The 25656-nt window shown below is 69.7% G+C and carries 25 protein-coding genes and 1 pseudogene; 15 read left to right on the top strand and 11 right to left on the bottom strand.

Going from position 1 to position 25656, the window contains the following annotated elements; all coding sequences use genetic code 11:
- The first annotated feature begins 35 nt into the window (after positions 1-35).
- From EPO51_RS26950 to EPO51_RS26930, 5 genes are all read left to right on the top strand, one after another.
- Complete coding sequence (locus tag EPO51_RS26950; protein WP_293357202.1) at positions 36-2237, top strand: NAD(P)-binding protein; 2202 nt, start codon at positions 36-38, stop codon at positions 2235-2237.
- 56 nt (positions 2238-2293) lie between these two features.
- Entirely contained in the window at positions 2294-3310 is a 1017-nt protein-coding gene (locus EPO51_RS26945; RefSeq protein ID WP_293357200.1) for a phosphatase PAP2 family protein, read from the top strand.
- A 318-nt stretch (positions 3311-3628) separates the two neighbouring features.
- Positions 3629-5461 carry a translational GTPase TypA gene (gene typA / locus EPO51_RS26940; RefSeq protein ID WP_293357198.1) on the top strand — a complete coding sequence of 611 codons (1833 nt, stop codon included), beginning with the start codon at positions 3629-3631 and terminating at the stop codon, positions 5459-5461.
- Positions 5462-5594: 133 nt separating this feature from the next.
- Complete coding sequence (trhA, locus tag EPO51_RS26935) at positions 5595-6263, top strand: PAQR family membrane homeostasis protein TrhA (RefSeq protein ID WP_293357196.1); 669 nt, start codon at positions 5595-5597, stop codon at positions 6261-6263.
- Between the two features lie 4 nt (positions 6264-6267).
- Positions 6268-7500: a PQQ-dependent sugar dehydrogenase gene (locus EPO51_RS26930; RefSeq protein ID WP_293357194.1), complete on the top strand. Its 1233-nt coding sequence runs from the start codon at positions 6268-6270 to the stop codon at positions 7498-7500.
- Positions 7501-7504: 4 nt separating this feature from the next.
- Here the strand turns inward: EPO51_RS26930 and EPO51_RS26925 are convergent, their stop codons facing one another.
- Together EPO51_RS26925 and EPO51_RS26920 are read right to left on the bottom strand one after the other, a co-directional pair.
- Positions 7505-7981, bottom strand: a complete 477-nt coding sequence (locus EPO51_RS26925; protein WP_293357192.1) for a hypothetical protein — start codon at positions 7979-7981, stop codon at positions 7505-7507.
- Positions 7982-8050: 69 nt separating this feature from the next.
- Positions 8051-8503, bottom strand: coding sequence for a GNAT family N-acetyltransferase (locus EPO51_RS26920; protein WP_293357190.1), 453 nt, complete (start codon positions 8501-8503; stop codon positions 8051-8053).
- A gap of 49 nt (positions 8504-8552) precedes the next feature.
- Here EPO51_RS26920 and EPO51_RS26915 point away from each other — a divergent pair, with 49 nt between their 5' ends.
- Positions 8553-9740: an aminotransferase gene (locus EPO51_RS26915; RefSeq protein WP_293357188.1), complete on the top strand. Its 1188-nt coding sequence runs from the start codon at positions 8553-8555 to the stop codon at positions 9738-9740.
- Here the strand turns inward: EPO51_RS26915 and EPO51_RS26910 are convergent.
- Positions 9709-10479 (bottom strand): AraC family transcriptional regulator, encoded by a 771-nt coding sequence (locus EPO51_RS26910; RefSeq protein WP_293357186.1) that lies wholly within the window; start codon positions 10477-10479, stop codon positions 9709-9711. The genes EPO51_RS26915 and EPO51_RS26910 overlap by 32 nt on opposite strands.
- A 69-nt stretch (positions 10480-10548) precedes the next feature.
- Here EPO51_RS26910 and EPO51_RS26905 point away from each other — a divergent pair, with 69 nt between their 5' ends.
- Together EPO51_RS26905 and EPO51_RS26900 are read left to right on the top strand one after the other, a co-directional pair.
- Positions 10549-10923, top strand: coding sequence for a VOC family protein (locus EPO51_RS26905; protein ID WP_293357184.1), 375 nt, complete (start codon positions 10549-10551; stop codon positions 10921-10923).
- The gene (locus EPO51_RS26900) at positions 10920-11588 is read left to right on the top strand and encodes an O-methyltransferase (protein WP_293357182.1); all 669 of its coding nucleotides are present in this window, start codon (positions 10920-10922) and stop codon (positions 11586-11588) included. Before EPO51_RS26905 ends, EPO51_RS26900 begins: the two co-directional genes overlap by 4 nt.
- A 4-nt stretch (positions 11589-11592) precedes the next feature.
- Here EPO51_RS26900 and EPO51_RS26895 read toward each other — a convergent pair whose 3' ends face one another.
- The gene (locus tag EPO51_RS26895) at positions 11593-12390 is read right to left on the bottom strand and encodes an SDR family oxidoreductase (RefSeq protein ID WP_293357180.1); all 798 of its coding nucleotides are present in this window, start codon (positions 12388-12390) and stop codon (positions 11593-11595) included.
- A 151-nt stretch (positions 12391-12541) separates the two neighbouring features.
- On the opposite strand from EPO51_RS26895, the gene EPO51_RS26890 reads away from it, so the two are divergent.
- The 4 genes from EPO51_RS26890 to EPO51_RS26875 all read left to right on the top strand — a co-directional run bounded on the left by EPO51_RS26890 (position 12542) and on the right by EPO51_RS26875 (position 18309).
- A complete protein-coding gene (locus EPO51_RS26890; RefSeq protein ID WP_293357178.1) occupies positions 12542-14458 on the top strand; it encodes an outer membrane protein assembly factor BamB family protein in 1917 nt (638 codons plus the stop codon).
- A 65-nt stretch (positions 14459-14523) separates the two neighbouring features.
- Positions 14524-15999: a M20 family peptidase gene (locus EPO51_RS26885; RefSeq protein ID WP_293357176.1), complete on the top strand. Its 1476-nt coding sequence runs from the start codon at positions 14524-14526 to the stop codon at positions 15997-15999.
- Between the two features lie 80 nt (positions 16000-16079).
- The gene (locus EPO51_RS26880; RefSeq protein ID WP_293357174.1) at positions 16080-16700 is read left to right on the top strand and encodes an ATP-dependent Clp protease proteolytic subunit; all 621 of its coding nucleotides are present in this window, start codon (positions 16080-16082) and stop codon (positions 16698-16700) included.
- A 4-nt stretch (positions 16701-16704) separates the two neighbouring features.
- Positions 16705-18309 (top strand): alpha-glucosidase family protein, encoded by a 1605-nt coding sequence (locus EPO51_RS26875; protein ID WP_293357172.1) that lies wholly within the window; start codon positions 16705-16707, stop codon positions 18307-18309.
- On the opposite strand, the gene EPO51_RS26870 is transcribed toward EPO51_RS26875, so the two are convergent.
- Entirely contained in the window at positions 18295-18678 is a 384-nt protein-coding gene (locus EPO51_RS26870) for a hypothetical protein (RefSeq protein WP_293357170.1), read from the bottom strand. The genes EPO51_RS26875 and EPO51_RS26870 overlap by 15 nt on opposite strands.
- Before the next feature lie 71 nt (positions 18679-18749).
- On the opposite strand from EPO51_RS26870, the gene EPO51_RS26865 reads away from it, so the two are divergent.
- On the top strand, positions 18750-19847 hold the full coding sequence (locus EPO51_RS26865; protein ID WP_293357168.1) for an aromatic ring-hydroxylating oxygenase subunit alpha: 1098 nt from the start codon (positions 18750-18752) through the stop codon (positions 19845-19847).
- Here EPO51_RS26865 and EPO51_RS26860 read toward each other — a convergent pair.
- The 5 genes from EPO51_RS26860 to tadA all read right to left on the bottom strand — a co-directional run bounded on the left by EPO51_RS26860 (position 19844) and on the right by tadA (position 22778).
- Positions 19844-20719 carry an SDR family NAD(P)-dependent oxidoreductase gene (locus EPO51_RS26860; RefSeq protein WP_293357166.1) on the bottom strand — a complete coding sequence of 292 codons (876 nt, stop codon included), beginning with the start codon at positions 20717-20719 and terminating at the stop codon, positions 19844-19846. The genes EPO51_RS26865 and EPO51_RS26860 overlap by 4 nt on opposite strands.
- An 83-nt stretch (positions 20720-20802) precedes the next feature.
- The gene (locus EPO51_RS26855; RefSeq protein ID WP_293357164.1) at positions 20803-20964 is read right to left on the bottom strand and encodes a hypothetical protein; all 162 of its coding nucleotides are present in this window, start codon (positions 20962-20964) and stop codon (positions 20803-20805) included.
- Positions 20965-21058: 94 nt separating this feature from the next.
- Positions 21059-21514, bottom strand: a complete 456-nt coding sequence (locus EPO51_RS26850) for a DUF6265 family protein (RefSeq protein WP_293357162.1) — start codon at positions 21512-21514, stop codon at positions 21059-21061.
- A gap of 56 nt (positions 21515-21570) precedes the next feature.
- The gene (locus tag EPO51_RS26845; RefSeq protein WP_293357160.1) at positions 21571-22341 is read right to left on the bottom strand and encodes a helix-turn-helix domain-containing protein; all 771 of its coding nucleotides are present in this window, start codon (positions 22339-22341) and stop codon (positions 21571-21573) included.
- The gene (gene tadA, locus EPO51_RS26840) at positions 22338-22778 is read right to left on the bottom strand and encodes a tRNA adenosine(34) deaminase TadA (RefSeq protein ID WP_293357158.1); all 441 of its coding nucleotides are present in this window, start codon (positions 22776-22778) and stop codon (positions 22338-22340) included. Before tadA ends, EPO51_RS26845 begins: the two co-directional genes overlap by 4 nt.
- A 96-nt stretch (positions 22779-22874) precedes the next feature.
- Between tadA and EPO51_RS26835 the strand changes: the two genes are divergently transcribed.
- Complete coding sequence (locus EPO51_RS26835; RefSeq protein WP_293357156.1) at positions 22875-24344, top strand: pseudouridine synthase; 1470 nt, start codon at positions 22875-22877, stop codon at positions 24342-24344.
- Here EPO51_RS26835 and EPO51_RS26830 read toward each other — a convergent pair.
- A pseudogene (locus EPO51_RS26830) lies at positions 24301-24939 on the bottom strand (enoyl-CoA hydratase/isomerase family protein); the annotation flags it as partial. The gene EPO51_RS26835 and the pseudogene EPO51_RS26830 overlap by 44 nt on opposite strands.
- Before the next feature lie 70 nt (positions 24940-25009).
- Here EPO51_RS26830 and rsmD point away from each other — a divergent pair.
- A complete protein-coding gene (rsmD, locus tag EPO51_RS26825) occupies positions 25010-25654 on the top strand; it encodes a 16S rRNA (guanine(966)-N(2))-methyltransferase RsmD (protein ID WP_293357154.1) in 645 nt (214 codons plus the stop codon).
- The last annotated feature ends 2 nt before the right edge of the window (positions 25655-25656 follow it).

Below are 25656 nucleotides of genomic sequence, written 5' to 3'. Positions count from 1 at the left end.
AGGCGGGAGCGGGGTTCGGGCCCCGAACACACAGCATGTCCAAAGCAGACACGCGCCAGAAGGTGGCGATACTTGGCGGCGGTATGGGCGGCCTTACCACCGCCTTCGAGCTCACCAGCCAGCCGGGCTGGCAAGAACGCTTCGACATCACCGTCTATCAGCTGGGCTGGCGGCTCGGCGGCAAGTGCGCTTCGTCGCGCGGCGACAACGAGCGCATCGAGGAACACGGCATCCACGGCTTCATGGGCAGCTACTTCAACGCCCTGCCGATGATGTCCGAGGTCTACGCCGAGCTGGGCCGCGAGCCGGGCCAACCGCTGGCCACCTTCGAGGAGGCCTTCCTCGGGTCCAACTTCACCATGCTGTGGGAGTGGCGGAACGGCGGGCTGAAGCCTTGGCCAGTCCGCGCGCCGTCCAACGACATCCCGCCCACCGACGGCTCCTATTACAAGGGCGTCCAGACCGCGATCGCCGCCATCATCGAGGAGGTGTCCGAGATGCTCACCTCCACGCCGGGGGTGCCGAAGATCGTCGGCGACTGTATCGCCGCGCTGCTGGAGAAGGCCCGCGAGCAGGCCCTCACGATTCCGATGTCCGAAGGGCCGAACCATCCGCTGGTGCGCGAGATCACCGACGCCCGCAGCTTCATCTCCGGCGTGGTCAAGGCCATCGACCACCTGGCGCCCAAGATCGCGGAGCACGCCAACACCCTGCGCCAGGCGCTGCTGACGCTGGACTTCTACGCCGCCCTCATCGTCGGCGCCCTGACCGACAACGTCGAGGTCAACGGCTACGACATCCTCGACCCGGAGAACTGGACCGACTGGCTCACCCGCCACGGCATCCACGCCGCCACCCTGCAGTCGCCGGTGGTCATGACCACCGTCAACATCTGCTACCAGAGCCCCAACGGCGACACGAGCCGCGCGGCCCGCATGGCCGCCGGCGCCTTCCTGGACTGGACGCTCCGGTCCGCCGCCTACATGGGCTCGGTCATCTGGAGCTTCGCGGCCGGCACCGGCGAGACCGTCGTGGCCCCGATGTATGAGGTCCTGAAGCGCCGCGGCGTGAAGTTCGAGTTCTTCCGCAAGGTCGAGGCGCTGCGCCTCTCGGCCGACGGCAAGCGGGTCAGCGGCGTCGAGATGACCGTCCAGGCCACGCTGAAGGACCCCGAGGCCGGCTACCACCCGCTGATCGACGTCAAGGGCCTGCCCTCCTGGCCGTCCAAGCCGCACTACGACCAACTGGTCGAGGGCGAGTACCTGCGTGCCACGAACATCGATCTGGAATCCTACTGGAACGGCTGGCCGAACGCGGCCTTCCCGCACCTGAAGACGCCCCACACCCTGCGCGAGGGCGTCGACTACGACCAGATCGTCTTCGCCATCGCCCTGGGCGCCATTCCGTACCTCTGCAAGGAGTTGCTCACCGAGAGCCCGGCCTGGCGTGACATGGTCGCCAACATCCCGGCGCTGCAGACCCAGGCCATGCAGCTCTGGTTCTCCAAGGACATGTACGAGATGGGTTGGTCCGAGCCGCTGGACCCGGCGAAGAACGAGCTGGCGCTCAGCGCCACCTACTTCTGCCCGCCGAACGGCAACGCCGAGTTCCACGACCTGCTGAAATGGGAGTGCTGGCCCAAGGACAACCAGCCCAAGGCGCTCTGGTACTTCTGCGGCCTGATGCCGGACTACGAGGCCCCGCCGCCGTTCAGCGACACGGACTATCCGCGCCGCCAGAGCGAGCGGGTGAAGGCGCAGTGCATCCAGTACCTGCAGACCTCGATCGGCACGATGCTGCCGAACGCCACCGTGCGGGCCAACAACCCCGCGGGCGACCCGAACGGCCTGGACTTCGACCTGCTGGTCGACACCCAGAACCGCGCGGCCCAGGGTGTCCAGCGCTTCGACAGCCAGTTCTGGCGGGCCAACATCGACCCGACGGAGCGATACGTCACCTCGCCCCCCGGCAGCATCGATTGCCGTCTTGAGGCCTGGGGCTCGGGCTTCGACAACCTGACCCTGGCCGGCGACTGGATCTATACCGGCCTGAACGTGGGCAGCTTCGAGGGCGCGACCATGAGCGGCAAGCTGGCGTCCTTCGCGCTGAGCGCCGCCCCCGCCCTCGACACGATCATCGGCTATCCCACGGTCCCGCGTCCGCAGGTTGTGTCCCACAGGCGCCACGTTCCGCCCCCTTTCACGGCCGCGTCGCCCGGCCTGCGTGTGGTGGCGTAACGCAATCTTAGCGCGACCCGGCGAGGCTCCCGCCGAGTAACGTCGGGGGCCTCGAAGTGCTAGCCGAGCTGAAGAACGACTGGCGCCTCCACGCCGTGGTCCTCGCCGTCACCGGCGCCGCGGCCGCGCTGGCGCACGCCATGGGCCGGCCGGAGTGGTTCCGGCCGATGATGTACCTGCAGATCGGCCCGCCGGTCGCGATGACCCTGGCAGGCTCCTTCGCGATGGCCATGCTGGTCGTGGCCCTGCGGGCAGAGGACCGCGTGGGGGCGGTCGCCAGGCACTTCCCGCCGTCGCGGTTGCTGGCCGCCGCCGCCCTCGCCGCCAGCATGCTGATCTTCAAGGCCAGCTTCTCGACGATCAAGATGCTGCTGCCGCAGCTGCGGCCATTCTACGCCGACCGCTGGCTGGCCGACCTCGACCGCGCCCTCCATGGGGCGGACCCCTGGCGCCATCTGCGGTTTCTCGACCCCTTCGACGCCCGGATCGAGGAGCTCTATCACGAGACCTGGTTCGCCCTGCTGGTGATCGTCGGGGCCATCGCGGTCCTGACGCCCACCAAGCGCCAGTACATGTGGAGCTACTTCATCTGTTGGGTGCTGCTCGGCAATGTGGTGGCGCTCGCGGGCATGTCGGCCGGCCCGATCTACTACGAGCAGGTCCTGGGCGATCCGCGTTTCCGCGACCTGGCCGACCATCTCGCCACCAGCGCCCCGGCGGTCTGGATGCAGCAGCAGGCGCTTTGGAAGGCCACCATGGAGGGCCAGGCGGTGATCGGCACCGGGATCTCCGCCTTTCCGTCGATGCACGTCTCGATGGCCGCCCTGTTCTTCCTGTTCGGGCTGCGCACGCACCCCGCGCTGGGGGCCCTGTTTGGCGCCTTCCTCGTCTTCACCATGGTGGCGTCGGTCCACCTCGGGTGGCACTACGCGGTCGACGGCTACGCCTCGATCGTGGCGACCGTCCTGGTCTGGAAGACGGTCGGCTGGGCGCTCGGCCGCGAGCCGGGGACGGTGAATGCGCCGCGATGGGCTTCCTGGGCTTCGGGATGGCCCGGGCAGGTCCGGCCATAGCGCGGCGGCGGAGGCGACGGGCCAAAAAAAAGCCGCGCCATCGGGCGCGGCAGTTCAATTAGGGAGGAAACGCCCAGGAAGGGCGGAGGCGTCAAACCGACGCCCCGTACCCAAAAGCTAATGTGCAGTGCACAAAAACGCAAGGGCCGCTGCAGAAACTTTTGTGTCGCACCCGTTCATTTTTTCTGATTTCGCTGTGAAAACAGGATATCACGTTACGTCATTCGCCTGAGACGTTATGTGCGGCGCACAACAGGCTGGCGGCGCGCCTCAGGTTCCCTTACAAGCGCGCGCCTTCTGAAAGAGACCGTCCGCGCCATGTCGCTTCGAAATATCGCCATCATCGCCCACGTCGACCACGGCAAGACCACGCTCGTGGACCAGCTTCTGGCCCAGTCCGGCGTCTTCCGAGCCAACGAGGCGACGGTCGAGCGCGCCATGGATTCCAATGACCAGGAGCGCGAGCGCGGGATCACCATCCTGGCCAAATGCACGAGCGTGCTTTGGCACGGAGAGGCGGGCGAGACCCGGATTAACATCATCGACACCCCCGGCCACGCCGACTTCGGCGGCGAGGTCGAGCGGATCCTCGGCATGGTGGACGGCTGCGTCATCCTGGTGGACGCCGAAGAGGGCGTCATGCCCCAGACCAAGTTCGTGCTGGGCAAGGCGCTGAAGATGGGCCTGCGCCCCATCCTCTGCCTCAACAAGGTCGACCGGCCGCACGCCGATCCCGACCGCATCCTGAACGACGCCTTCGACCTGTTCGCCGCCATGGGCGCCACGGACGAGCAACTGGACTTCCCGCACATCTATGCGTCGGGCAAGAACGGCTGGGCCACGATGGACCTGGCCAAGCCCAACGACAACCTGGCCCCGCTGTTCGATCTGATCGTGCGCCACGTGCCCGAGCCGAAGGTGGTCGCGAACAAGGACAAGCCGTTCCAGATCCTCTCGGTGCTGATCGAGAACGACCCCTTCCTGGGCCGCCTGCTCACCGGGCGCATCGAGAGCGGCAAGGCCGTCCCCGGCATGGCCATCCACGCGCTCGGCCTGGACGGCAAGGAGATCGAGCGGGGCCGGATCACCAAGGTGCTGGCCTTCCGGGGCCTGAAGCGCCAGCCGATCGACGACGCCGAGGCTGGCGACATCGTCGCCATCGCGGGCCTCAGCAAGGCGACCGTGGCCGACACGCTTTGCGCCATGGAAGTCACCGAGGCGCTGCCGGCGCAGCCGATCGACCCGCCGACCATCTCGATGACCGTTTCGGTCAACGACAGCCCCCTGGCCGGCCGCGAGGGCGACAAGGTGCAGAGCCGCGTGATCGCCGCGCGCCTGCAGAAGGAAGCCCAGTCCAATGTCGCCATCCGCGTCACCGAGACGCCGGACAAGGACGCCTACGAGGTCGCCGGCCGCGGCGAACTGCAGCTGGGCGTGCTTATCGAGGGCATGCGCCGCGAAGGCTTCGAGCTGTCCATCAGCCGTCCGCGGGTGGTGTTCCAGACCGATCCCGAGACCGGCGAGCGCCTGGAACCGATCGAGGAGGTCATGATCGATGTGGACGACGAGTTCACCGGCATCGTCATCGAGAAGCTGTCGGCCCGGAAGGCCGAGCTGAAGGACATGGGCCCGTCGGGCGCGGGCAAGACCCGTATCAGCCTGATGTCGCCCTCGCGTTCGCTGATCGGCTACCAGGGCGAGTTCCTGACCGACACGCGCGGCTCGGGCGTGCTGAACCGGGTGTTCAGCCACTACGAGCCCTACAAGGGCCCCATCGACGCCGGCCGCAAGGGCGTGCTGGTCTCCAACGGCGACGGCGAGACCGCGGCCTTCGCCCTGTGGAACCTCGAGGACCGGGGCTTCATGTTCGTGGGCGCCGGCGAGAAGACCTACCAGGGCATGATCATCGGCGAGAACTCGCGGTCCGACGACCTCGACGTCAACCCGATGAAGGCCAAGCAGCTCACCAACGTGCGCGCCTCCGGCAAGGACGAGGCCGTGCGCCTCACCCCGCCGCGCCGCCCGACCCTCGAACAGGCGATCGCCTATATCGAGGAGGACGAGTTGGTCGAGGTGACCCCGAAGTCGATCCGCCTGCGCAAGCGGGTCCTGAACCCCTCCTTCCGCAAGAAGCGCGTCAAGGAAGAGTAGCCTCTCAGGCTGTGCATCCCGGCCTTTGCGCGCCGCAAGGCCGGGATGGCGCCTGAATTTGCGAGGTGCGTCAGAACGAGGTCTGGACGCGCCCGCCATGCGCGTGACACGGATTGGGTCTAGGGAGTTTCCCATGACCTCCACCGACCGCCCCTATCCGCCCCGCCACTACCCGACCCCCGCCGCCAAATGCGCGGACCTGGTCGTGCATGTCATGGGCCTGACGCTGGCCCTGGTGGGCGGGATCGTGCTGTTGACGCTGGCCGTCATGAACGGCCGGATCAGCCAGGTCGTGGGCGTCTCGATCTACGCCGCCGGCATCGTGGCGATGCTGTCCTTCTCGACCGCCTACAACTTCGCCAAGCCCCAGTACCGGCCGGTGCTGCGTCGGCTGGACCACGCGGGCATCTTCCTGATGATCGCCGGCTCCTACACCCCCTTCACCCTGAACCTGCCCGGCGCCTGGGGCCCCGGCATGACGGCGGCGGTGTGGAGCATCGCGGCCCTGGGCGCGCTGGGGAAACTGTTCCTGATGGGCATCGACCGGAAGTTCTGGGTGGTGGTCTACCTGATCATGGGCTGGCTGGTGGTCGTAGCCCTGAAGCCGATGATCGACACCCTGGCCTGGTACGCCCTGGCCCTGCTGGTGACCGGCGGAGTGCTCTACTCGACCGGCGTGATCTTCTACGTGAACAAGCGGCTGAAGTTCTCGCGGGCCATCTGGCACGGCCACGTGGTGGCCGCCGCCGCCGCCCACTGGTGCGCCGTGCTGACCGGCGTGGTCCTGGCGACCCAGCACTGACCTCATGCGCCGCCTGATCGCCGCCCTGGCGCTCGCGCTGCTCGGCGGCGCGGCGCAGGCGCAATCCCTGCCCCAATGGGGCTACGCCCGCGACGGCAGGACCTGCGACGGCTATGCCCGAGCGCCTATCGAGACGCTGAAGGGCCTCTGCGCCGGCCTGGTGCTGGCGCCGCCGCCCGCCGGCCTGCCGCCTTCGAAGCGCACCCTCCACATGCCACGGACCCTGTTGGCGCTGCCGGGCGGCGACTGGCTGGTGGTCGACCTGGGCACCTGGGATCCGGGCCGCGGCTCGGTCTGGCGGCTGACGCCGAAGCCCGGCGGCGAACCCACCTTGAGGCGCCTGCTGACCGGGCTGGACCTGCCACACACCCTGGCCGTGGGGCCGGACGGCCAAGTCTACCTCGGCGAGATGAGCCGCATCCGCCGCTTCGATCCCGACGCGACCGACCCGCAGGCCACGCTCACGCCCGTCATCGAGGGCCTGCCCGACAACCGCCTGCACGAAAACCGCCACCCGCTGTCGGCCTTCATCTTCGACGGCGACGGCAGCCTGCTGGTCAATGTCGGCGCGCCGTCCGACCAGTGCCCGCCGAAGCCCGGCGAGGCCCGCTGCGCCGAGGCCGAGCGCCACGCGGCCGTCTGGCGCTTCGGCTATGAGGGCGCGGGCCGATGGGCGAGCAAGCCTTCGGTGTTCGCCCGCGGCCTGCGTAACTCGCTGGCGATGGTGCGGACCAGGGCCGGAACGATCCTCCAGGCCGAGAACAGCATCGACGTCCCCGACCCGGCCTGGCCGCCGGAGGAGCTGAACGTGCTCAAGGCCGGCGCCCACTACGGCTGGCCCTACTGCATGGGCGCGAACCAGCCGGCGCCGGCGTGGAAGGCGAAGAAGGTCGCCTGCGCGCCCTACCGCAAGCCCGCGCGCCTGCTGCCGCCCCACGGCGCGCCGCTGGACCTGATCGAGTATCGGGGCGCGATGTTTCCGGAGCTGGCGGGCCGGCTGATCGTCAGCCTGCACGGCTACCAGCCGACCGGCTCACGCCTGCTGGCCTACGAGCTGGACGCCGCCGGCCTGCCCACGGCTTCCAAGCCGCTGGACTTGACGCCCGGCTGGCGGGCCGTGAAGGGCCGGCGTCCCGCGGGCGCGCCGGTTGGGCTGGCGGTGGCGACGGACGGGGCGATCTGGGTCGCCGACGATCGCAACGGCGCGATCCTGCGCCTCGCCCGGGACCGCCGGTAGCGCCCTACTCGGCCGCCATGCGCAGGCAGGCGTCTTGCCCCCACGCCTGCGGGATGAAGGCGTCGGGGGCCGGCCGTGCGCGCAGCATCAGGCCGTTCAACGCCAGGGTCTCGGCCACGGTGCAGGCGGCGGCGCCCACGGCGAAGGGCGGAGGGACGCCGAGAAGGCCAGTGAGCCGCTCGTCCAGCGACCGGTAGTCCTCGGCCTGGGCGCAGCCGAAGGCGTCGAGGATCAGGGCCTCGTCGTCGGTCAGCCGCGGATCGGCGGGGATCGACAGCGTCACCCTGCGCCGGCCGCGCAGGCCGAGCTGCTGCACGAAGGCCTCCAGCATCCGGTAGGCCGACTGTCCGGCGCAGCCGCAGGCGTCCTCGAAATGCGCCTTCAGGCTGTGGCAGGGCGAGGCCAGGGCCAGCAGGCGGACGGTGCGGATCAGCAGCCGCTCGCCATGAAGGAGATCGTCGTGGGGCTTGAGGTCTTGCATGGCCAGACTCCGGGGGAAGCCGGCCGACGCTATTGCTATTGCGAGTCGTTCGCAACAAGAGAAGCGAGGTCAGTAGGGTCTTTCCATGAACACGTCGGCGCGCACGTAGGGCGTCTCGACGGGCGCGAGGTCGCGGAAGCCCATGGCGCGATAGAGGCCCAGCGCCGGGCCCAAGGACGAGTTGGTCTCAAGGTAGAGGCGCGTAGCCCCCATCTGCGCGCCGGCGTCGATGCAGCGCTGCATGAGCCGACGGCCCAGGCCCGAGCCGCGCAGGTCCTCCGACACGGTCATCTTGGCCACCTCGTAGCCGCCGTCGTCCATCTTCAGCAGGGCCGCGCAGCCCACGGCCACGCCGTCCTTCAACGCCATGAAGATGCGGCCGCCCTTGTCGATGATCTTCGCCTGGGGGGCGGTCAGCACCTCGAGGTCCTTTGCCTCCAGCGCGAAGTACTTCGATATCCACGCCTCGTTCAGCCGGTGAAAGGCTTCGGCGTGATGGGGCTGGAACTCCACGATCTCCATGGGCCCTCCGGGGTGGTCAGCGCCGCCGTCTGCGGCCAATGTCGACCTAATGCCGAATGCGATTTTCTCAAGCCTGCCCACCACCATCTTCGAGGAGATGTCGGGCCTCGCGCGCGCCACCGGCGCGGTGAACCTGGGCCAGGGCTTCCCGGACGATCCTGGGCCCGAGGCCGTCCGCGCCAAGGCCGCCGAGGCGGTGATGACCGGCTACAACCAGTATCCGCCCATGGCCGGCCTGCCGGAGCTGCGCCAGGCGGTGGCCGACCACTATGGCCGCCACCAGGGCCTGGACCTGGACTGGGCCACCGAGGTGACCGTCACCTCCGGGGCGACCGAGGCCCTGGCCGCCAGCTTCTTCGCCCTGATCGAGCCGGGCGACGAGGTGATCGTCTTCCAGCCGTTCTACGACGCCTACCTGCCGCTGATCCGGCGGGCGGGCGGGACGGTCAAGCTGGTGAACCTGGCGCCGCCGCACTGGCGCTTCGACCGCGCCATGCTGGAGGCGGCGTTCAGCGAACGGACGCGGTTCGTGGTGCTGAACAACCCGGTCAACCCCACGGGTGTGGTGCTGCCGGACGAGGACCTGGCCCTGCTGGCCGAGTTCTGCGTCGCCCACGACGCGGTGGCGATCTGCGACGAGGTCTGGGAGCAGGTGGTGTTCGGGAACGCGCGCCACCGGCCGCTGATCGCCTTTCCGGGCATGCGCGAGCGGACGGTGAAGATCGGGTCGGCCGGCAAGATGTTCGGCCTCACCGGCTGGAAGGTGGGCTACCTCTGCGCAGCGCCCGCCCTCACCCACAGTTTGGCGCGCGCCCACCAATTCCTGACCTTCACCACGCCGCCCAACCTGCAGGCGGCCGTCGCCTGGGGCCTGGAGAACTCGGCCGACTGGTTCCGCGACATGCCGCGCGGGCTGGAGCGCTCGCGCGACCGGTTGACCGAGGGGTTGAAGCGCGAGGGCTTCGCGGTGCTCCCCAGCCAGGGGACCTATTTCCTCAACGTCGACCTCGCCGGCTCCGGGATCGCCCAGGGCGACCGCGACTTCTGCCTGCGCGCGGTGAAAGAGGCCGGGGTCGCGGCGATCCCGGTCTCGGCCTTCTACGAAGCAGACCCGGTGACCACCATCGCGCGGCTGTGCTTTTCCAAGGGCGATGCAACGCTCGACGAGGGCGTGACGCGGCTGGCCAGGGCGCGGGAGTTGTCGATCAAGGCGCCGCACGCCACCGCGCCGGCGTGACGCCGAAGGCCCGCTTGAAGGCGGCGATGAAGGCCGAGGGACTCTGGTAGCCGGCCTCCAGGGCCGCGGCGGTCACCGAAGCGCCGGCGCTCAGCGACACCACCGCCTGCTGCATCCGGGCCCGTCCGCGCCAGGCTTCCAGAGACAGGCCGGTCCCGGCCAGGAACAGCCGCTGCAGGGTGCGCAGGCTCGCCCCCGATCCACGGGCCAATTCGGTAAACGACGCTTCCGCGCCCGGCTCTGCCAGCAGCCGGTCGGCGAACCCGCGGGCGCGGGGATCGGTCGGCAGCGGCAGCTCCAGGGGTGCGGTCTCCCCCGCCGCCAGCAGGTCGACCAGCAGGCCTTCCAGCCGTGCGTGGGCGGGATCGTCCGCGTCCAGCAAGCCCAGCTTCACGATGTGGAGGATCAGCTCCCGCAGCAGCGGCGCGACCTCGATGGCCCGGCAGCCGGCCAGCCTCGGGTCCTCGCCCGCCGGGGCCAGGTAGAGCGTGCGCATGGCCACCGTCCCGCGCATCTCGATTTCGTGCGCCACGCCGCCGGGGACCCAGATCGCCCGGGTGGGCGGAACCAGCCAGGCGGCGGTGGGCGTCGCCACCCGCATGGTCCCGGTGGCCGCGTAGACGAGCTGCGCCCACGGGTGGGTGTGGCGGTCAAGGCGGGCCCGGTCGCGATAGGTCACGGCTAGGCCGCGGACGGGGAAGCCATCGACGTCCCGCACATTCTGGCGTGCTTGCGACATAATTCGTCAGACTAGCGCAAGTACGCCGAACGTCGATAGGTCTAGCTTGGCGGCGAAGGAGCCTTCGCCATGCCCGGAACCCTCCGCCACTTCGCCATCAACGCCGACGACGTGCCGCGCGCCAAGCGGTTCTACGAGGAGGTGTTCGGCTGGAGCTTCACCCCCTGGGGGCCGCCCGGCTTCTACCAGACGCGCACCACCGGCGAGGGCCACCTGGGCGCGCTGCAGGGCCGGCGCGACGTCGGCGGGCAACGCATGCCGGGGATGGAGCTCACCTTCGGCGTCGACGACATCAAGGCGACCATCGCCGCCATCGAAGCCGGCGGCGGGACCATCCTGATGCCGCCCTTCCGCATCGAGGGCGTGGGCGAGCTGATCTTCTTCCGCGACACCGAGGGCAACGTGGCGGGAGCCATGCAGTACGAGACCGAGAGCTGGAAATGAGCGTGCTGACCGACCCGGCCCTGCAGGCGCGCATCGACGCGCTGCAGGCGCAGAGCGCGGCCCAGGAGGCCGTCACCGTGGGCTACTTCATGGAGCGGGCGAAGAAGGGCGACCTCAGCTGGGACGGGCTGGACGCCGAGGCCAACCGCTTCATGGCCGACAAGCTTGTCGCCCTCCAACCGGTCAAGGCGGAGTTCTGCCACATGCTGTGCCGCGCGCTCAGGGCCACGCGGGTCGTGGAGGTCGGCACCAGCTTCGGCGTCTCGACGCTCTACCTGGCCGACGCGGTGCGGGCGAACGGCGGCGGGGTGGTGATCGGAACCGAGTACGAGCCGGCCAAGGCCGTCCAGGCGCGCGCCAACTTCGCGGCGGCGGGCGCCGCCGACCTCATCGACCTGCGCGAGGGCGACCTGCGCGAGACGCTGAAGGCGATCGAGGGACCGGTCGACTTCGTGCTGATGGACATCTGGACCGAGATGGCCCGCCCCGCCCTGGAGCTGATCGCGCCGCACCTGCGGCCCGGCGCGGTCGTCGTCGCCGACAACACCGACCAGTTCCGCCACGCCTACCGCCACTTCTTCGAATTCGTCGACGACCCGAAGAACGGCCTCAGGACCATGACCCTGCCCTTCGACAACGGGCTGGAACTGGTGGTGAAGGTTTAGGCGATCAGCAGGTGCTCCCGCCGTCCACCACGATGGTCTGGCCGGTCGTCCAGGCGCCGGCCCGAGATGCCAGGTAGACCGCTGCGCCGGCCAGGTCGTCGGGCTCGCCCAGGCGGCGGAGCGGGGTGCCGGTGCTGGCGCGTTCTTCGCCGGCCGGATTGTCCCACAGCGCCTTGGCGAAGTCGGTCTTCACCAGGCCCGGCGCGACGCAGTTGATGCGGATGTTGTAGGGCCCGAGTTCCTTGGCCAGGTTGCGGGCCAGCTGCATGTCGGCCGCCTTCGAGATGGCGTAGGCGCCGATCACCTCGGTGCCGCGCAGGCCGCCGATCGACGAGATCACGATGATCGCGCCGTCCTTACGTTCCTTCATCTCCGGGGCCACCATCTGGATCATCCAGTTGTTGGCGATGATATTGTTGGCCAGGATCTTGGTGAAGGCGTCGTCGGTGATCTCGAGCTGCGAGCCGTAGTAGGGATTCGACGCGGCGTTGCAGACCAGGATGTCGATCTTGCCGAACGCCTTGCGGGTCTCGTCCATCAGCCGCTGAAGGTCCTCCTTCGACGAGATGTTGGCCGGCACGGCGATGGCGTGGCCGGGGCTCCGCTCGTTGATCAGGGCGGCCACCTCGTCGCAGGGGCCGGCCTTGCGGGACGAGATCACCACCTTGGCGCCCTGTTGGGCCATCCGCTCGGCGATCGCCCGGCCGATGCCGCGCGACGAGCCGGTGATCACCGCCACCTTCCCGGTCAGGTCGAACAGACCGTTGGCGCTCACGGCGGGGGCTTCCAGAACTGGGCTCATCGGGGCGTCCTTCCAAACGGTTGTTTGAGTTTGCGGCCATTTGCGACAGCGCTTGCCCCTCGGTCAAGGTGGACGCGGACGCAGGATTCCGTATCTTCGAAACCGCACGCGGGCCGGTAGAGCCACGCGGCGCGTCTTTGGGGGAAGCGCTATGAAGCGGGTGGGCGGTCTTGCGGCTGCGGCGTTGGCCGTGGGCTTGATGTTCGGCGGCGGGGCGAAGGCCCAGCAACCACAGGTGCAGCCGGCGAACGCGCTGCCGCACCCGGGCCAGGCGATCTACCGGCTGCAGTGCGCGGCCTGCCACGACAACCCGGAGACCAGCCGCTCGCCATCCAAGGCGAACCTGGAGGCGATGAGCTACCAGACGCTCAACTTCGCGCTCACCCAGGGCAAGATGCAGGCGCAGGGGGCCGGCCTCACCGACGAGACCCGCGGAGAGCTGATCAGCTACCTGACCGGCAAGACCACCAGGTCGGCCGAGACCTGGAGCAAGGCCATGGCCTGCACCGGCGCACGCCTGGCGGTCGACCTGAAGGCCGCGCCAACCATCACCACCTTCGGATTCGACGCGCGCAACACCCGCACCCTCACGGCCAGGCAGGCCGGCCTGTCGAGGGCCTCCCTCGGCAGGCTGGACCTGGCCTGGGCCATCGGCTTCCCGGACGTGACCATGATGCGGGCCCAGCCCGCCGTGGTCGGCAAGAGCGTCTTCCTGCCGGTCGCCGAGGCCGGCGCGATGTACGCCTTCGACGTCAGCGACCCGGCGAAGCCGTGCGTGAAGTGGGTCTACAACACCCCCGGCGGCGCGCCGCTGCGCTCCAGTCCGTCCTATGGCGTGATCGCCGACGGCACGCCCGTCCTGGCCTTCTCCGGTCTGGATTCCACCGTCCACGTCGTCGACGCCCGCACCGGCAAGCCGCTGTGGACGAAGAACGTCGCGATCTATTCCTACTCGATGACCACGGGGACGCCGCGCGTCCTCAAGGACCGCATCATCGTGCCCGTCTCGCAGTTCGAGATCACCGTCGGTGGCGACAACAAGGTCTCGTGCTGCAACAACCACGGCGTGGTGCTGTCGCTGGATCCCAGGACGGGTCAGCAGCAGTGGCGCTACGACACCATGCCCGACGCTCAGCCGATCAAGGACCGCGGCGACGGCAAGCCGCTGTTCGGCCCCTCGGGCGCGCCGATCTGGAACTCGCCCGTCATCGACGAGAAGCGCGGCCTGATCTACTTCGGCACGGGCGAGGCTAACTCGCCGCCGGCCCACCACAACACCGACGCCCTGATCGCCATCCGGCTGAAGGACGGGACCGAGGCCTGGAGCATGCAGGCCACCGCCAACGACATCTTCACCATCGGCTGCGGCCCCAACCCGGCGGCGGACAAGCTGAACTGCGTCAAGGATACGGTCTTCCGCGACGTCGACTTCGGCGCCTCGGCGATCCTGGCCAAGCTGGCGAACGGCCGCGAACTGCTGCTGGCCGGCCAGAAGTCCGGCACGCTGTGGGCGCTGGAGCCGGAGACCGGCAAGGTGGTCTGGCGGCGCGACCTCGGCGCGGGCGGGCCCATGGGCGGTATCCACTGGGGCATCGCCTTCGAGAACGACCTGGTCTACGCGCCGATCTCGAACGTGGGCCGGCCCCTGCCTGGACAGCCCGCCTTCGATCCGAAGCTGCAGATCGGCATGTACGCCGTCGACGCCAACACCGGCGAGATCAGGTGGCACTATACCGTCACCGCCGACTGCGCGGGCGAGCGGGCCAGGAAGGCGCCCCGCTGCGAGCGGGTCTACGGCTTCTCCGGCGCGCCGACGGTGATCGACGGGGCGGTCCTGCAGGGCAGCCTGGACGGCCGCCTGTTCGCGCTGGACGGCAAGACGGGCGCCGAGCTCTGGCGCTACGACACGCTGCGCCCGTTCCCGACCCTGAACGGCGTGCCCGGCAAGGGCGGCGCTTTCGACGCGGTATCCATCGTCGGCGTCAACGGCCTCGTCCTGGCGAGCTCGGGCTACGGCATGTTCGGCCAGGCCGAGGGCAACGTCCTGCTGGCGTTCAAGCCGAAGTAGCCGCCGCGCCTTGCGGTTCAATCGCAGGACCGTCAAGGATCGCCGAAAAGGGGAAGGGTCTTCTCATGCGGATCGTCGGGCGGATCGCCCTCGGCCTCCTGGCCGTGCTCGTGGTGCTGGTCGCCGTGGTGCTGGCGCGCACCCTTACCTTCAAGCCGCCGGCCTCGGCCGACACCGCCGGGATCAAGGTGGCCGCGCCGGTGAGCGTGGACGTGGCGGGCGCCGCCCAGCGGCTCAGCCAGGCGATCCGGATACCCACCATCCGCCACCAGGACCGGGCCGAGGACGTCGACGCCGAATGGACGCGGCTGCATGCGCTGCTGGCCACGAACTATCCCGCCGCCCACGCGGCCATGACACGCGAGGAGCTGGCCAGCCGCACCCTGGTCTACACCTGGCCCGGGACCGACAAGGCCCTGGCCCCTATCGTGCTGATGGCCCACCAGGACGTGGTGCCGGTGACGCCCGGGACCGAGAAGGATTGGAAGCATCCGCCGTTCGAGGGCGTGATCGCCGACGACGCAGTCTGGGGACGCGGGGCCATCGACGACAAGGGTTCGCTGGTGGGCATCTTCGAGGCCATCGAGACCCTGGCGAAGCAGGGCTACAAGCCGCGCCGCACCGTGATGATCGTCTCCGGCGGCGACGAGGAGGTGATCGGCCAGGGCGCCCGCGCGGCCGCGGAGCTCATGAAATCGCGCGGCATCACCGCCGAGTTCGTGCTGGACGAGGGCATGGCCGTCATCACCGACAACCCGATCAGCGGCGGCAAGGTCGCGGTCATCGGCGCGGCGGAGAAGGGCTATGGCACCCTGCGCGTCACGGCCAGGGCCACGGGCGGCCATTCCTCCGCTCCGCCGCCGGACTCAGGGGGCGTGGTGACCTTGTCCAAGGCCCTGGTGGCCATCGCGGGCGACCAGTTCCCGCTGGCGTTCCGCGGCCCCGGCGCCGAGATGGTCAAGGCCCTGGCGCCTAGCGCGCCGTTCGTGGTGCGGATGGCGGTGGCCAACGAGTGGCTGTTCGGCGGCCTGCTGACCAGCCAGGCGGCCGCCACGCCGGCGGGCGCCGCCCTGCTGCACACGACCATCGCGCCGACCATGCTGAAAGGCAGCCCGAAGGAGAACGTCCTGCCGCAGGACGCCACCGCCTGGATCAACTACCGCATCGCGCCGGGGGACACCTCGGCGTCGGTGATGGCGCGGGCCAAGGCGGCCGTGGGCGACCTGCCGGTGACCCTGGCCTGGAACAGCCCGCCGAACGAGCCCTCGCCCGTCTCCTCGACCAGTTCGTGGGGGTGGAAGGTGCTGGCCGCCACGGCCGGCGCGGTGGCCGACGCGCCGGTGGCGCCCAGCCTGGTCACCGCCGGGACCGACAGCCGGTTTCTCACGCCCGTGGCCAAGGACGTCTACCGCTTCCAGCCGGTGGAATTCTCGCTGAAGGACATCGAGATGATCCACGGCACCAACGAGCACATGACGCTGAAGAACCTGGAGAAGATGGTGCAATTCTACGCCCGGCTGATCGTCACCAGCGCGTCTTGAGCCTGCGCGGCGGCTTGCCGGGCTTGCCGGAAGCCCTCGGGAGCAATAACTCCTGAGAGACAGAATTTTGAGGCGCTCCCATGCTGAAGTGGACTTCCTACCTCAACGACGAAGACGAGGACGACGACGACAAGGGCCGCCTGCCCGACATGCCGATGAGCGCGGGTCCGGTCCAGAACGCGCTGTTCAAGTCGCGCACCGTGCTGATCTTCGGCGAGATCGACATGCGGCTGGCCGAACGGGTCACCGCCCAGATCACCGCCTTCGCCAGCGAGAGCGACAAGCCGATCCGGGTGATCATCAACTCGCCCGGCGGCCACGTGGAGAGCGGCGACACGATCCACGACATGATCCGCTTCTGCGGGGCCCAGGTGAAGGTGATCGGCACCGGCTGGGTGGCCAGCGCCGGGGCGCACATCTTCCTGGGCGCGCTTAAGGAAAACCGGCTCTGCCTGCCGAACACCCGCTTCCTGCTGCACCAGCCCCTGGGCGGCGTGCGCGGCCAGGCCTCGGACATCGAGATCGAGGCGGAAGAGATCATCAAGATGCAGGACCGCATCAACCGGACGATCGCCAAGGAGACCGGCCAGACCTTCGAAAAGGTCGTGAAGGACACCCAGCGGAACTTCTGGATGAGCGCCGAGGAAGCCGTGAGCTACGGCCTGGTCTCGAAGATCATCACCGACGCCAGCGAAGTCTGACCCGGTGGCGGAGCCGTGGTGGAAGGGCGCGATCCTCTACCACGTCTACGTCCGCAGCTTCTTCGACAGCAACGGTGACGGCCATGGCGACCTGCCCGGCGTCATGGCCAAACTGGACTACATCCAGAGCCTGGGCGTCGACGGCCTGTGGCTGTCGCCGATCCACCCCTCGCCCAACCGCGACTGGGGCTACGACATCTCCGACTTCGAGGGGATTCAGGTCGACTACGGGACGGCCAAGGATTTCCAGACCCTGCTGGACGCGGCCCACGACCGCGGCCTGAAGGTGGTGCTGGACGAGGTGTTGAGCCACACCTCGGACGTCCATCCGTGGTTCGTGGAGAGCCTGACAGGCGGCAAGGACGGACCCAAGGCGAATTGGTACGTGTGGGCGGACCCACAAGAGGATGGGACCGCGCCGAACAACTGGCTCAGCGTGTTCGGGGGCCCGGCCTGGGCCTACCAGCCGGCCCGCCGGCAGCACTACCACCACAAGTTCCTCAGGCAGCAGCCCAAGCTGAACTGGCGCGATTCCGGCGCCCGCGAGGCGGCGCTGTCCGTACTGGACTTCTGGCTGGCCAAGGGCGTCGATGGCTTCCGCCTGGACGTGGCCGGCACCTTCCTGCACGACGCGGCCCTGACCCCCAACCCGCCCGTGCCCATGGACGAGCGGCGGAGCCTGAACTGGTCCCACGCCGGCAACCTGCAGCTCCACTGGTACGACTCCAACCTCGAGGAGAACGTCGAGACGCTGGACGTCATCCGCCGACGGGTCGACGCCTTCGCCGACCGATTCGTGTTCGGCGAGTTTTCGGAGGAAGAGGCCCGTTGCGGCGCCTATCTCTCGCCCGCCGAGGGCCTGCATTCCGGCTACACCTTCGTGATGCTGCTGGCGCGCAGGCTCCGGGCCTCCTTCGTCACCACGCACTTCGAGACCCTGGCCGACTATCCCGACCACTGGCCGACGATCAGCTTCTCCAACCACGACGTCCCGCGCACGGTCAGCCGGTTCGGCGGCGAAGACGCCTCGCCCGAGTTGGCCAAGATGCTGTTCGCCCTGCTGGTCAGCCTGAAGGGCACCACCCTGATCTACCAGGGCGAGGAACTGGGGTTGCCGCAGGCCAAGCTCACCCGAGACCAGCTCCGCGACCCCGTGGGCGACCTCTACTGGCCCTACGATGGCGGCCGCGACGGCTGCCGCACGCCGATGCCCTGGACCACCGGTCCGCAGATGGGGTTCACCGAGGGCGAGCCCTGGTTGCCGCTGGCGGCCGAGCACCAGGGCCTGTCGGTGGAGGAACAGGGCGAGGACCCGGACTCGGCGCTGACCTTCTCCCGCGAGATGATCGCCCTGCGCAAGGCGACCCCGGCGCTGACCCTGGGCGACATCGAATTCGTCGGGACGTCGGAGCCTATCGTCGCCTTCGTCCGCCACCACGAGGGCGACGAGGTGGTCTGCGTCTTCAACTTCAGCGACGCGCCGCAGGTGTTCGCCCACCCGTCGCTCGAGCGCGTCGAGCTCCTGCCGCTCCGCACCGGCGAGGCCGACCTGCGCGGCGGGTCCGTGGGCCTGTCGCCGTACGCCGCCTGCTTCCTAAGGCTGACCTGAGCGACCGGGCTCGATCTTCTGGAACACCTCGGCGCCGGTGTCGGGATCGACCGTGGTCCATTCCTCGCCGACCTTGCGGGCCATGATCGGATAGCAGTATCGGCGTGCCTCGTGGACGGCCGGTTCGGTCTGCCAGCTGCAGATCTGGCCGCCATCGACCTTCCAGGCCCCCTTGATCCAGGCCGAGCCGCGCGGCTCGCGCCACGTGCCGTCCGGGTCGACATAGCGCCTGGCGAAATAGTAGGGCGGGACCGCTATGGTCACCGTGTTGCCGTAGAAGCCGGCCATCGGATCGGTCGGTGGGGCGGCTTGGGCCGCGGAGGCGCCGAGGAGCGCAAGCGCAGCCATTTGGACGAGGGCGCGTTTCATGGCGAAATGGGTATCGCGCCCCACACCTCACGCACATTGAATTCGCTGAATGACTGATTTTGACCCCACGAATGGCGATGCCTGACGGCGAAACCCGTACGGTCCGCTCGGACACGCGGTTCGGCCAGGGCTTCCTGACCGACACCTGGTATCTGGCGGCGCTGTCCGACGACCTGAGGCCCGGCCGGCTGAGCCACCTGGAGCTGCTGGGCGAGCCGGTCGCCCTGGGGCGCGCGAGGAGCGGCCAGCTCTTCGCCCTGCGCGACGTCTGCCCGCACCGGGCCGCGCCGCTGTCGGCGGGCCGGTTCCACAAGGATGAACTGGGCGTCGAGACCGTGGCCTGCCCCTACCACGGCTGGCGTTTCCGGCCGGACGGCGCCTGCGCGGCGATCCCGTCGCTGACCGCCGACCAGGCTATGGACGTCTCCCGCGTCCGGGTGCGCAGCTATCCCGTGGCCGAGAGCCAGGGGATGGTCTTCGTCTGGGCCGGCGCGACGCCGCTGGGCGAGCCGGACCAGCCGCCGCCGGTCTTCCCTGGCGTGGTCGGCGGGAAGCCGAAGCTGGTCGACCGCATGGTCTTCGACGCCCACATCGACCAGGCGGTCGTCGGGCTCATGGACCCCGCGCACGGCCCTTACGTCCACCGCCAGTGGTGGTGGCGCACGGCCGGCAGCGAGCACGACAAGGAGAAGCGGTTCGAGCCCCGGGAGGCCGGATTCGCCATGGTGCGGCATGCGCCGTCCAGCAACAGCCGCGCCTATGCGATCCTCGGCGGCCGGCCCGAGACCGAGATCACCTTCCGCCTGCCGGGCCTGCGCTGGGAGCACGTCACGGTGGGCAAGCGGCAGGTGCTCTCGCTGACATGCCTCACGCCGATCGACGCCAGACGCACCCAGGTCACCCAGATCGCCTGGTCGGACCATCCGGCGTTCCGGCTGCTGAAGCCGGTGCTGGCGCACATGGCCCGCACCTTCCTGCGCCAGGACGGCGACATGGTGAAGTTGCAGAACGAGGGCCTGAAGCACGACCCGACCCTGCTCTGGATCGACGACGCCGACCGGCAGGCCAAGTGGTACCAGGCGTTGAAGCGCGAATGGATCGCCAGCCGGCGCGAGGGCCGCGGTTTCGTGAATCCCGTGGAACCGACGACGCTCCGCTGGCGGAGCTAGGCCAGCGTGACCGCACGACCCTCCCGCTCGGGGAAGAAGACCTTGTCCGCGTTCCGGGCCACCTCCTGAGCCGTGTACGGCCGGCCGGGCGCGAAGCCTTCGGTCTCCAGCATCTTGATTTCGCGCACGCCGCGCGAGGAGACGCCGAGGATCTTGCCGGAGTGGTCGGCCGCCAGGTCGGAGACCATGAACAGCACGCCGGGAGCCACGTTCTCGGGTAGGCTGAGCGGGTCGGGCTCGCGGCCCTGGCGGCCGGGCAGGTCCGAGGTCATGCGGGTGTAGGCGCCGGGGGCCAGGCCCATGACCCGGATGTCGTACTTGCGGCCCTCGATCGCCATCACCCGGACCATGCCGTAGATGCCCGCCTTGGCGGCGCCGTAGTTGGTCTGGCCGAAGTTGCCGTAGAGGCCCGAGGTGGACGAGGTCAGCACCATCGACCCGCCGCCGTGGTCCTTCATGTGCCTCCAAACCGGCAGGGCGCAGCAGTAGGACCCCTTCAGGTGGACCTTGATGACCCTGTCCCAGTCCTCCTCGGAGGTGTTGGCGAAGGTCTTGTCGCGCAGGATGCCGGCGTTGCAGACCAGAATGTCGACCCGGCCAAAGGCGTCGAGCGCCGTCTTCAGGATATTTTCGCCCCCCTGAAGGGTCGAGACGTCGTCGCCGTTGGCCACGGCCCGCCCGCCAGCGGCGACAATCTCGTCGACCACCTTCTGGGCCGCGGAGACGGAGCCCGCGCCCGAACCGTCGCGCGGCCCGCCCAGGTCGTTGACGACGACCGCCGCGCCTTCCTTCGCGAAGAGTTTCGCATAGGCCTCGCCCAGGCCGTTTCCGGCGCCGGTGATGATGGCGACCTTGCCTTCGAGCAGTCCCATGGCCTTCCTCCCATACCGTTGTTTGGAAGGATCATCGGACTCGCGCGCAGGTGCGCGCAAGGCCCGTCGGCGGCTGGCGCCGTCTAGGCCCGGCCTTCCTGGCCGTTCGCCGGCTTGCGCTTCGCGAGCTGCGATCGCCACTGCCGGGCGGCTTGCGCCCAGATCTTGCGGTCGTCGCCCTGCACGTCGCGTGCGAGTCTCTCGCACTCGGCGGCTTCTTCGCGGCAATAGGTTTCCCACGTCATGCCGCAGATACGGAGCCTTTCGGCGGCCGGTTTCAGCGCGCGAAAAAATCTTTGAAATTAATGATTTCCGTCTCGGTGAGGTTAACGAAAAAGATCAGCGGAGGGGGTGGTAGCGCCATGACTCCGACGCCGGCCGGCCGCGGAGGATCCCCTCGATCCGGGCGCAGAGGTCCTCTCCGCAGCGGCGGTAGATCACCCTTTGCGGGAAGTCGTGGGCCCTGTTCTCGAACACCGCCTCGCCATCCTTTCCGGGGAGCAGGACGAACGGCGTCGGCGCCTGGCCGGGGATAACGGCGGTATAGGTGGCGCCTCCCGATTCGGCGGCGATCTTCATGTGCTCCACGCGGGGCGGACGCGTCCCGGCGTTGGTCTGGCCGGCGCCGGCCATGACTCCGCCCAGCGGCGGCAGCCAGGTCTCGCGGGTGGTGACGCCGTCCTTCTCCTCGACCCAGCTTCCGGCCATCCAGGACAGCCTGGTCACGTCGTCCGCCGGGGCGGCCCGGGCGGCGGTCGCAGTCGCGAGGGCGATCAGGGCGAGGGCGATGCGCATGGGGTGGTCCTCCGAGGCCCAGGCTTAACCGTAGCGGGCGTTCGGCGCTTGTACGTTTACGACGCCAAGTGGCTGGCCAGGCCCCGCTCGGCGGCCAGGAATTCGCTGGGCGTGCAGCCCACGAAACGGCGGAAGTCGCGGGCCATCTGCGGGTGGTCGAAATAGCCCGCGACCTGGGCCGCCTCGGTCCAGCTGGTGACGCCGGGCGCCTGCAGCGCCTCGAACACCCGGTGGAAGCGCAGGATGGAGGCCAACATCCGTGGCGGCACGCCCACCGCCTGCAGGAACCGGCGCTGCAGGATGCGGGGCGACAGGTCGGCCGTGGACGCCAGCGCATCCAGCGGCACGCGCCCCCCGCTTCGGCGCAATTCCTCGACAGCGCGCGAGATCTGCCGATCGTGGAAGCGCGGCTCCAGGCGGGAGGCCACATAGCCGGCGGCCAGGGCCAGCCGTTCGGTCTCGTCCGTCGCCTTGCGCAGGTCCGGCGCGTCGCTGACCGCCAGCCGGCGGTCCGTGAACGCGTTCACGTGGCTCTGCAGATAGACGGCGGAGCCTGCCGTCCGGAACCGCACGCCCACCACCCCGGCCCGTTCGCGAGCCAACAGATGGAGCGGCCGGGTGAGTTGGCCGGCGAACAGGGCCCGCGGCTGCGGCGTCCAGCCCGCGCCATCCTGTTCGAGGTAGGGCGCGCGCCAGTGCAGGATCAGCTCGCACCGGCCGTCCGGCACGATCCGCTGCGGCTCCCGTGCGTCCTGGCCTTCGAAGACCCAGAGGCAATGGACGTAGGGGGCGAGCGCCTGGGGCGGGGCGAACTCCTCGTACCTCACGGCTTGCGGCGAGCTCGGAAGAAGCTGCGCAAGAGGTCGCCCGCCTCCTGGGCCAGCACGCCGCCCTCCACCTTCGGCCGCCAGTGGCAGGTGGGCTGTTCGAAGAACCGCGGCCCGTTCACGACGGCCCCGCCCTTCGGGTCCTCGGCGCCGAACACGACCCGTCCGATGCGCGCGTGGCTGATGGCTCCGGCGCACATGGCGCAGGGCTCCAGGGTGACGAAGAGGGTGAGGTCGGTGAGCCGGTAGTTGCCCAGCTTCCGGGCCGCCTCGCGCATCGCCACGATCTCGGCATGGGCGGTGGGATCGTGGCTGCCGATGGGCTGGTTCGCGCCGACCGCGACCACCTCGCCGGACGCTGGATCGACCACGACGGCGCCGACGGGTGTCTCCCCCGCCAAGGCTGCCGCTTGCGCCGCTTCGAGCGCGATGCGCATTGTCCGCTGATCATGGTCCACGATCCACTACGACCCCAGCCCGACGATCCGGGTCAAGACAACGATTCCGATGGCGGCCCCGAAGGGGGCGAACGCGTGGCCAAGCTGCTGGCCCGCGCCGGCGTCGGTTCGCGCCGCGACGTCGAGCGCCTGATCGCTGAGCGGCGGGTCGGCATCAACGGCCGCACGCTGGACACGCCGGCCGTGAAGGTGGAGCCCGGCGACATCCTCACCGTCGACGGCGAGGTGATCGGCGAGCCCGAGCCCGCGCGCCTGTTCCGCTACCACAAGCCCGTGGGCCTGGTGACGACGCACAAGGACCCGAACAACCGCCCGACGATGTTCGGCGCCCTGCCGAACGGGCTGCCGCGGCTGATCTCGGTGGGCCGCCTCGACATCAATTCCGAGGGCCTGCTGTTGCTCACCAACGACGGCGAGCTGGCCCGGGCGCTGGAGATGCCGTCCACGGCCATCGTCCGCCGCTACCGCGCCCGCGCCCACGGGCGGACCACCCAGGAGAAGCTGGACACGCTGAAGGACGGCATCACCGTCGACGGCGTCCGCTATGGCCCGGTCGACGCCAAGCTGGACAAGGCCAAGGAGGGGCCGCAGGGCGCCAACCTGTGGCTGACCGTCAGCCTGCACGAGGGCAAGAACCGCGAGGTGCGCCGCGTGCTGGAGGCCATCGGCCTGAAGGTGAACCGGCTGATCCGCCTGGCTTACGGGCCGCTGGCCTTGGGAACCCTGGGGGTGGGCGAGCTGGAGGAAGTGGGGCCTCGGGTGGTCCGCGAGCAGTTCGCCGAGCACATCGACCCGGCCAACCTGCCCACCGGGGAGCGGCCGCAGTACCGCTCGCCCAACAAGAGCGCGTCGCGTCGCGCCCAGGAGGAAGCCAAGGCCCAGGCCGACCTAGCGCCGGCGCGGACCGGTCCCAAGGAGAAGCCGGTCTACAAGGCCGGCTGGGCCAAGCCGAAGCCGAAGGTCCGCCAGCCGCTGAAGGACGCAGCTTTCGCCAGGTCCAAGGCCTCGGGCAAGCCCAAGCCCGCGGTGAAGGCGAAGCGGGCGGGCAAGGTGGTCACGCCGACGCGCCCCGGCATCATCGACCGCCCCGCCCCGACCCTGGCGGCCCCTCGGCCACGGCCTGCCGAGCGCAAGGCCGCGGCGGCCCGGGCCTCGGCGTCGAAATCGACCGGACCGAGGCCGTCCCGGCCGCCGGAGCCTAAGGCCGTCGCGTTCCAGCCGTCCGCACCCAGGCCCGAGGGCTCCAAGCCGTCCGGCTTCAGGGCCGCTGGTCCCAAGCCCGGGGGATACAAGGGCTCCGGCCCCAAGGCGTCCGGCTACAAGCCCGGCCCAAAGTCGTCCGGCCCCGAGCCCTCGGACTTCAGATCGGCCTCGCCCAAACCAACCGGCCCCAGGCCCGCTCGGATCAAACCTTCTGGATCTCCGCGGGCGGGCGGCCCCGGCGCAGGCCCTCGCGGGCCGAGGCCGTCCGCATCACCTCCCCGAAGCTCCGGCGCTCATCGGACAGGCCCTCCCAAACCGGGCGGTCGAGGGCCGCGCGGGTGAGGCGCTTGGCGTAGGCGAGCCCTTGGGCGCCGCGGGTCTCCCACTCCGCGGCGATCTCCAGGGCGCGGGCCAGCGGGTCGTCGGCCAGTTCGTGGACCAGGCCGATGCGGTGCGCCTCCGCGCCGTCGAACGTCAGGCCGCGCAGGATGATCTCCAGCGCCTTGGCCTCGCCGACCACGCGCGGCAGCCGCTGGGTCCCGCCGCCGCCCGGGAAGATGCCGATCCGGGTCTCGGGCAGGCCGATGGCGGCCACCTTCGGGCTGGCGACCCGCAGGTCGCAGGCCAGCGACAGCTCGAACCCGCCGCCCATGCACAGGCCGTTGATCGCCGCGACGACGGGCTTCGGCGCCTCGAAGATCTCGTCCACCAGGGCCAGGAAGCCCTGGCGCGGGCGTCCGCCCGGCTGGGCGGATGGCGGCGGCTCCGGCGGCGCCATGCCCTCGGTGGCGTCGCTGGCGGCCGACAGCTCGCCCACGTCGTAGTGGCGGATGAAGATGTCGGGCAGGCCGCCGGTGACGATGACGCTGCGCACGGCCGCGTCGGCGCTGAGAGGCCGAAACGCCTCCAGCATCTCCTGGGACCCCGCGGCGGTCATCGTGCCCAGCGGCGGGTTCGCATAGGTCATCACCGCGGTCCCGCCCCGCCGTTCAACCTTCACCAAGCCCATGACGCTCTCCCTTGCTTTGTTGGCGGAAAGCTTGGAACGGGAGGACCGCAGTCACAAGGAGCGCCGGGCTTTGCGCATCGTCTCAGGGGAATTCCGCGGCAAGGCGCTGATCGCGCCCAAGGGCGAGGCCACTCGCCCGACCTCGGACCGCGCCCGGCAGGCGATCTTCAACATCCTGGAACATGCCCCGTGGTCGGCCGGCGTCCGCGAGCGGCGGGTGATCGACCTGTTCGCGGGCTCCGGGGCGCTGGGCTTCGAGGCCCTGTCGCGGGGGGCCAGCTTCTGCCTGTTCGTGGAGACCGACGAGGCGGCGCGGGGCGCGATCCGCGACAACGTCGAGGCGCTGGGCGGCCTGTTCGGCAAGACCCGGGTCCATCGCCGCAGCGCCACCGACCTGGGCGCGAAGCCCGGGGCCGACGGGCCAGCGTTCGACCTGGCGTTCCTGGATCCACCCTACGCCAAGGGCCTGGGCGAGCAGGCGCTGGAGAAGCTGGCGGCGGGCGGCTGGCTGGCGCCCGGCGCGGTCGTGGTCTTCGAGCGCGGGGTGACCGAACCCCCTCCGCTCATCCCCGGCTACGAGATGCTGGACGCGCGCGACTACGGGGCGGCGCGCGTTCATTTCCTGCGAGTCGGTCGAAGTTGACG

Source organism: Phenylobacterium sp. (assembly GCF_004297125.1).
GTDB lineage: Bacteria > Pseudomonadota > Alphaproteobacteria > Caulobacterales > Caulobacteraceae > Phenylobacterium.
This window is presented reverse-complemented; position numbering and strand designations above follow the sequence as displayed.

Excerpts from the sequence above, each read along its gene's own strand:
- EPO51_RS26865 (WP_293357168.1), top strand. The coding sequence starts at position 18,750 with ATGGCGATGCCTGACGGCGAAACCCGTACGGTCCGCTCGGACACGCGG.
- EPO51_RS26920 (WP_293357190.1), bottom strand. The coding sequence starts at position 8,503 with ATGGAGATCGTGGAGTTCCAGCCCCATCACGCCGAAGCCTTTCACCGG.
- EPO51_RS26860 (WP_293357166.1), bottom strand. The coding sequence starts at position 20,719 with ATGGGACTGCTCGAAGGCAAGGTCGCCATCATCACCGGCGCCGGAAAC.
- EPO51_RS26900 (WP_293357182.1), top strand. The coding sequence starts at position 10,920 with ATGAGCGTGCTGACCGACCCGGCCCTGCAGGCGCGCATCGACGCGCTG.
- EPO51_RS26905 (WP_293357184.1), top strand. The coding sequence starts at position 10,549 with ATGCCCGGAACCCTCCGCCACTTCGCCATCAACGCCGACGACGTGCCG.
- trhA (WP_293357196.1), top strand. The coding sequence starts at position 5,595 with ATGACCTCCACCGACCGCCCCTATCCGCCCCGCCACTACCCGACCCCC.
- rsmD (WP_293357154.1), top strand. The coding sequence starts at position 25,010 with ATGACGCTCTCCCTTGCTTTGTTGGCGGAAAGCTTGGAACGGGAGGAC.
- EPO51_RS26870 (WP_293357170.1), bottom strand. The coding sequence starts at position 18,678 with ATGAAACGCGCCCTCGTCCAAATGGCTGCGCTTGCGCTCCTCGGCGCC.
- EPO51_RS26885 (WP_293357176.1), top strand. The coding sequence starts at position 14,524 with ATGCGGATCGTCGGGCGGATCGCCCTCGGCCTCCTGGCCGTGCTCGTG.
- typA (WP_293357198.1), top strand. The coding sequence starts at position 3,629 with ATGTCGCTTCGAAATATCGCCATCATCGCCCACGTCGACCACGGCAAG.
- EPO51_RS26880 (WP_293357174.1), top strand. The coding sequence starts at position 16,080 with ATGCTGAAGTGGACTTCCTACCTCAACGACGAAGACGAGGACGACGAC.
- tadA (WP_293357158.1), bottom strand. The coding sequence starts at position 22,778 with ATGCGCATCGCGCTCGAAGCGGCGCAAGCGGCAGCCTTGGCGGGGGAG.
- EPO51_RS26890 (WP_293357178.1), top strand. The coding sequence starts at position 12,542 with ATGAAGCGGGTGGGCGGTCTTGCGGCTGCGGCGTTGGCCGTGGGCTTG.
- EPO51_RS26930 (WP_293357194.1), top strand. The coding sequence starts at position 6,268 with ATGCGCCGCCTGATCGCCGCCCTGGCGCTCGCGCTGCTCGGCGGCGCG.
- EPO51_RS26895 (WP_293357180.1), bottom strand. The coding sequence starts at position 12,390 with ATGAGCCCAGTTCTGGAAGCCCCCGCCGTGAGCGCCAACGGTCTGTTC.
- EPO51_RS26950 (WP_293357202.1), top strand. The coding sequence starts at position 36 with ATGTCCAAAGCAGACACGCGCCAGAAGGTGGCGATACTTGGCGGCGGT.
- EPO51_RS26855 (WP_293357164.1), bottom strand. The coding sequence starts at position 20,964 with ATGACGTGGGAAACCTATTGCCGCGAAGAAGCCGCCGAGTGCGAGAGA.
- EPO51_RS26925 (WP_293357192.1), bottom strand. The coding sequence starts at position 7,981 with ATGCAAGACCTCAAGCCCCACGACGATCTCCTTCATGGCGAGCGGCTG.
- EPO51_RS26910 (WP_293357186.1), bottom strand. The coding sequence starts at position 10,479 with ATGTCGCAAGCACGCCAGAATGTGCGGGACGTCGATGGCTTCCCCGTC.
- EPO51_RS26915 (WP_293357188.1), top strand. The coding sequence starts at position 8,553 with ATGCCGAATGCGATTTTCTCAAGCCTGCCCACCACCATCTTCGAGGAG.
- EPO51_RS26850 (WP_293357162.1), bottom strand. The coding sequence starts at position 21,514 with ATGCGCATCGCCCTCGCCCTGATCGCCCTCGCGACTGCGACCGCCGCC.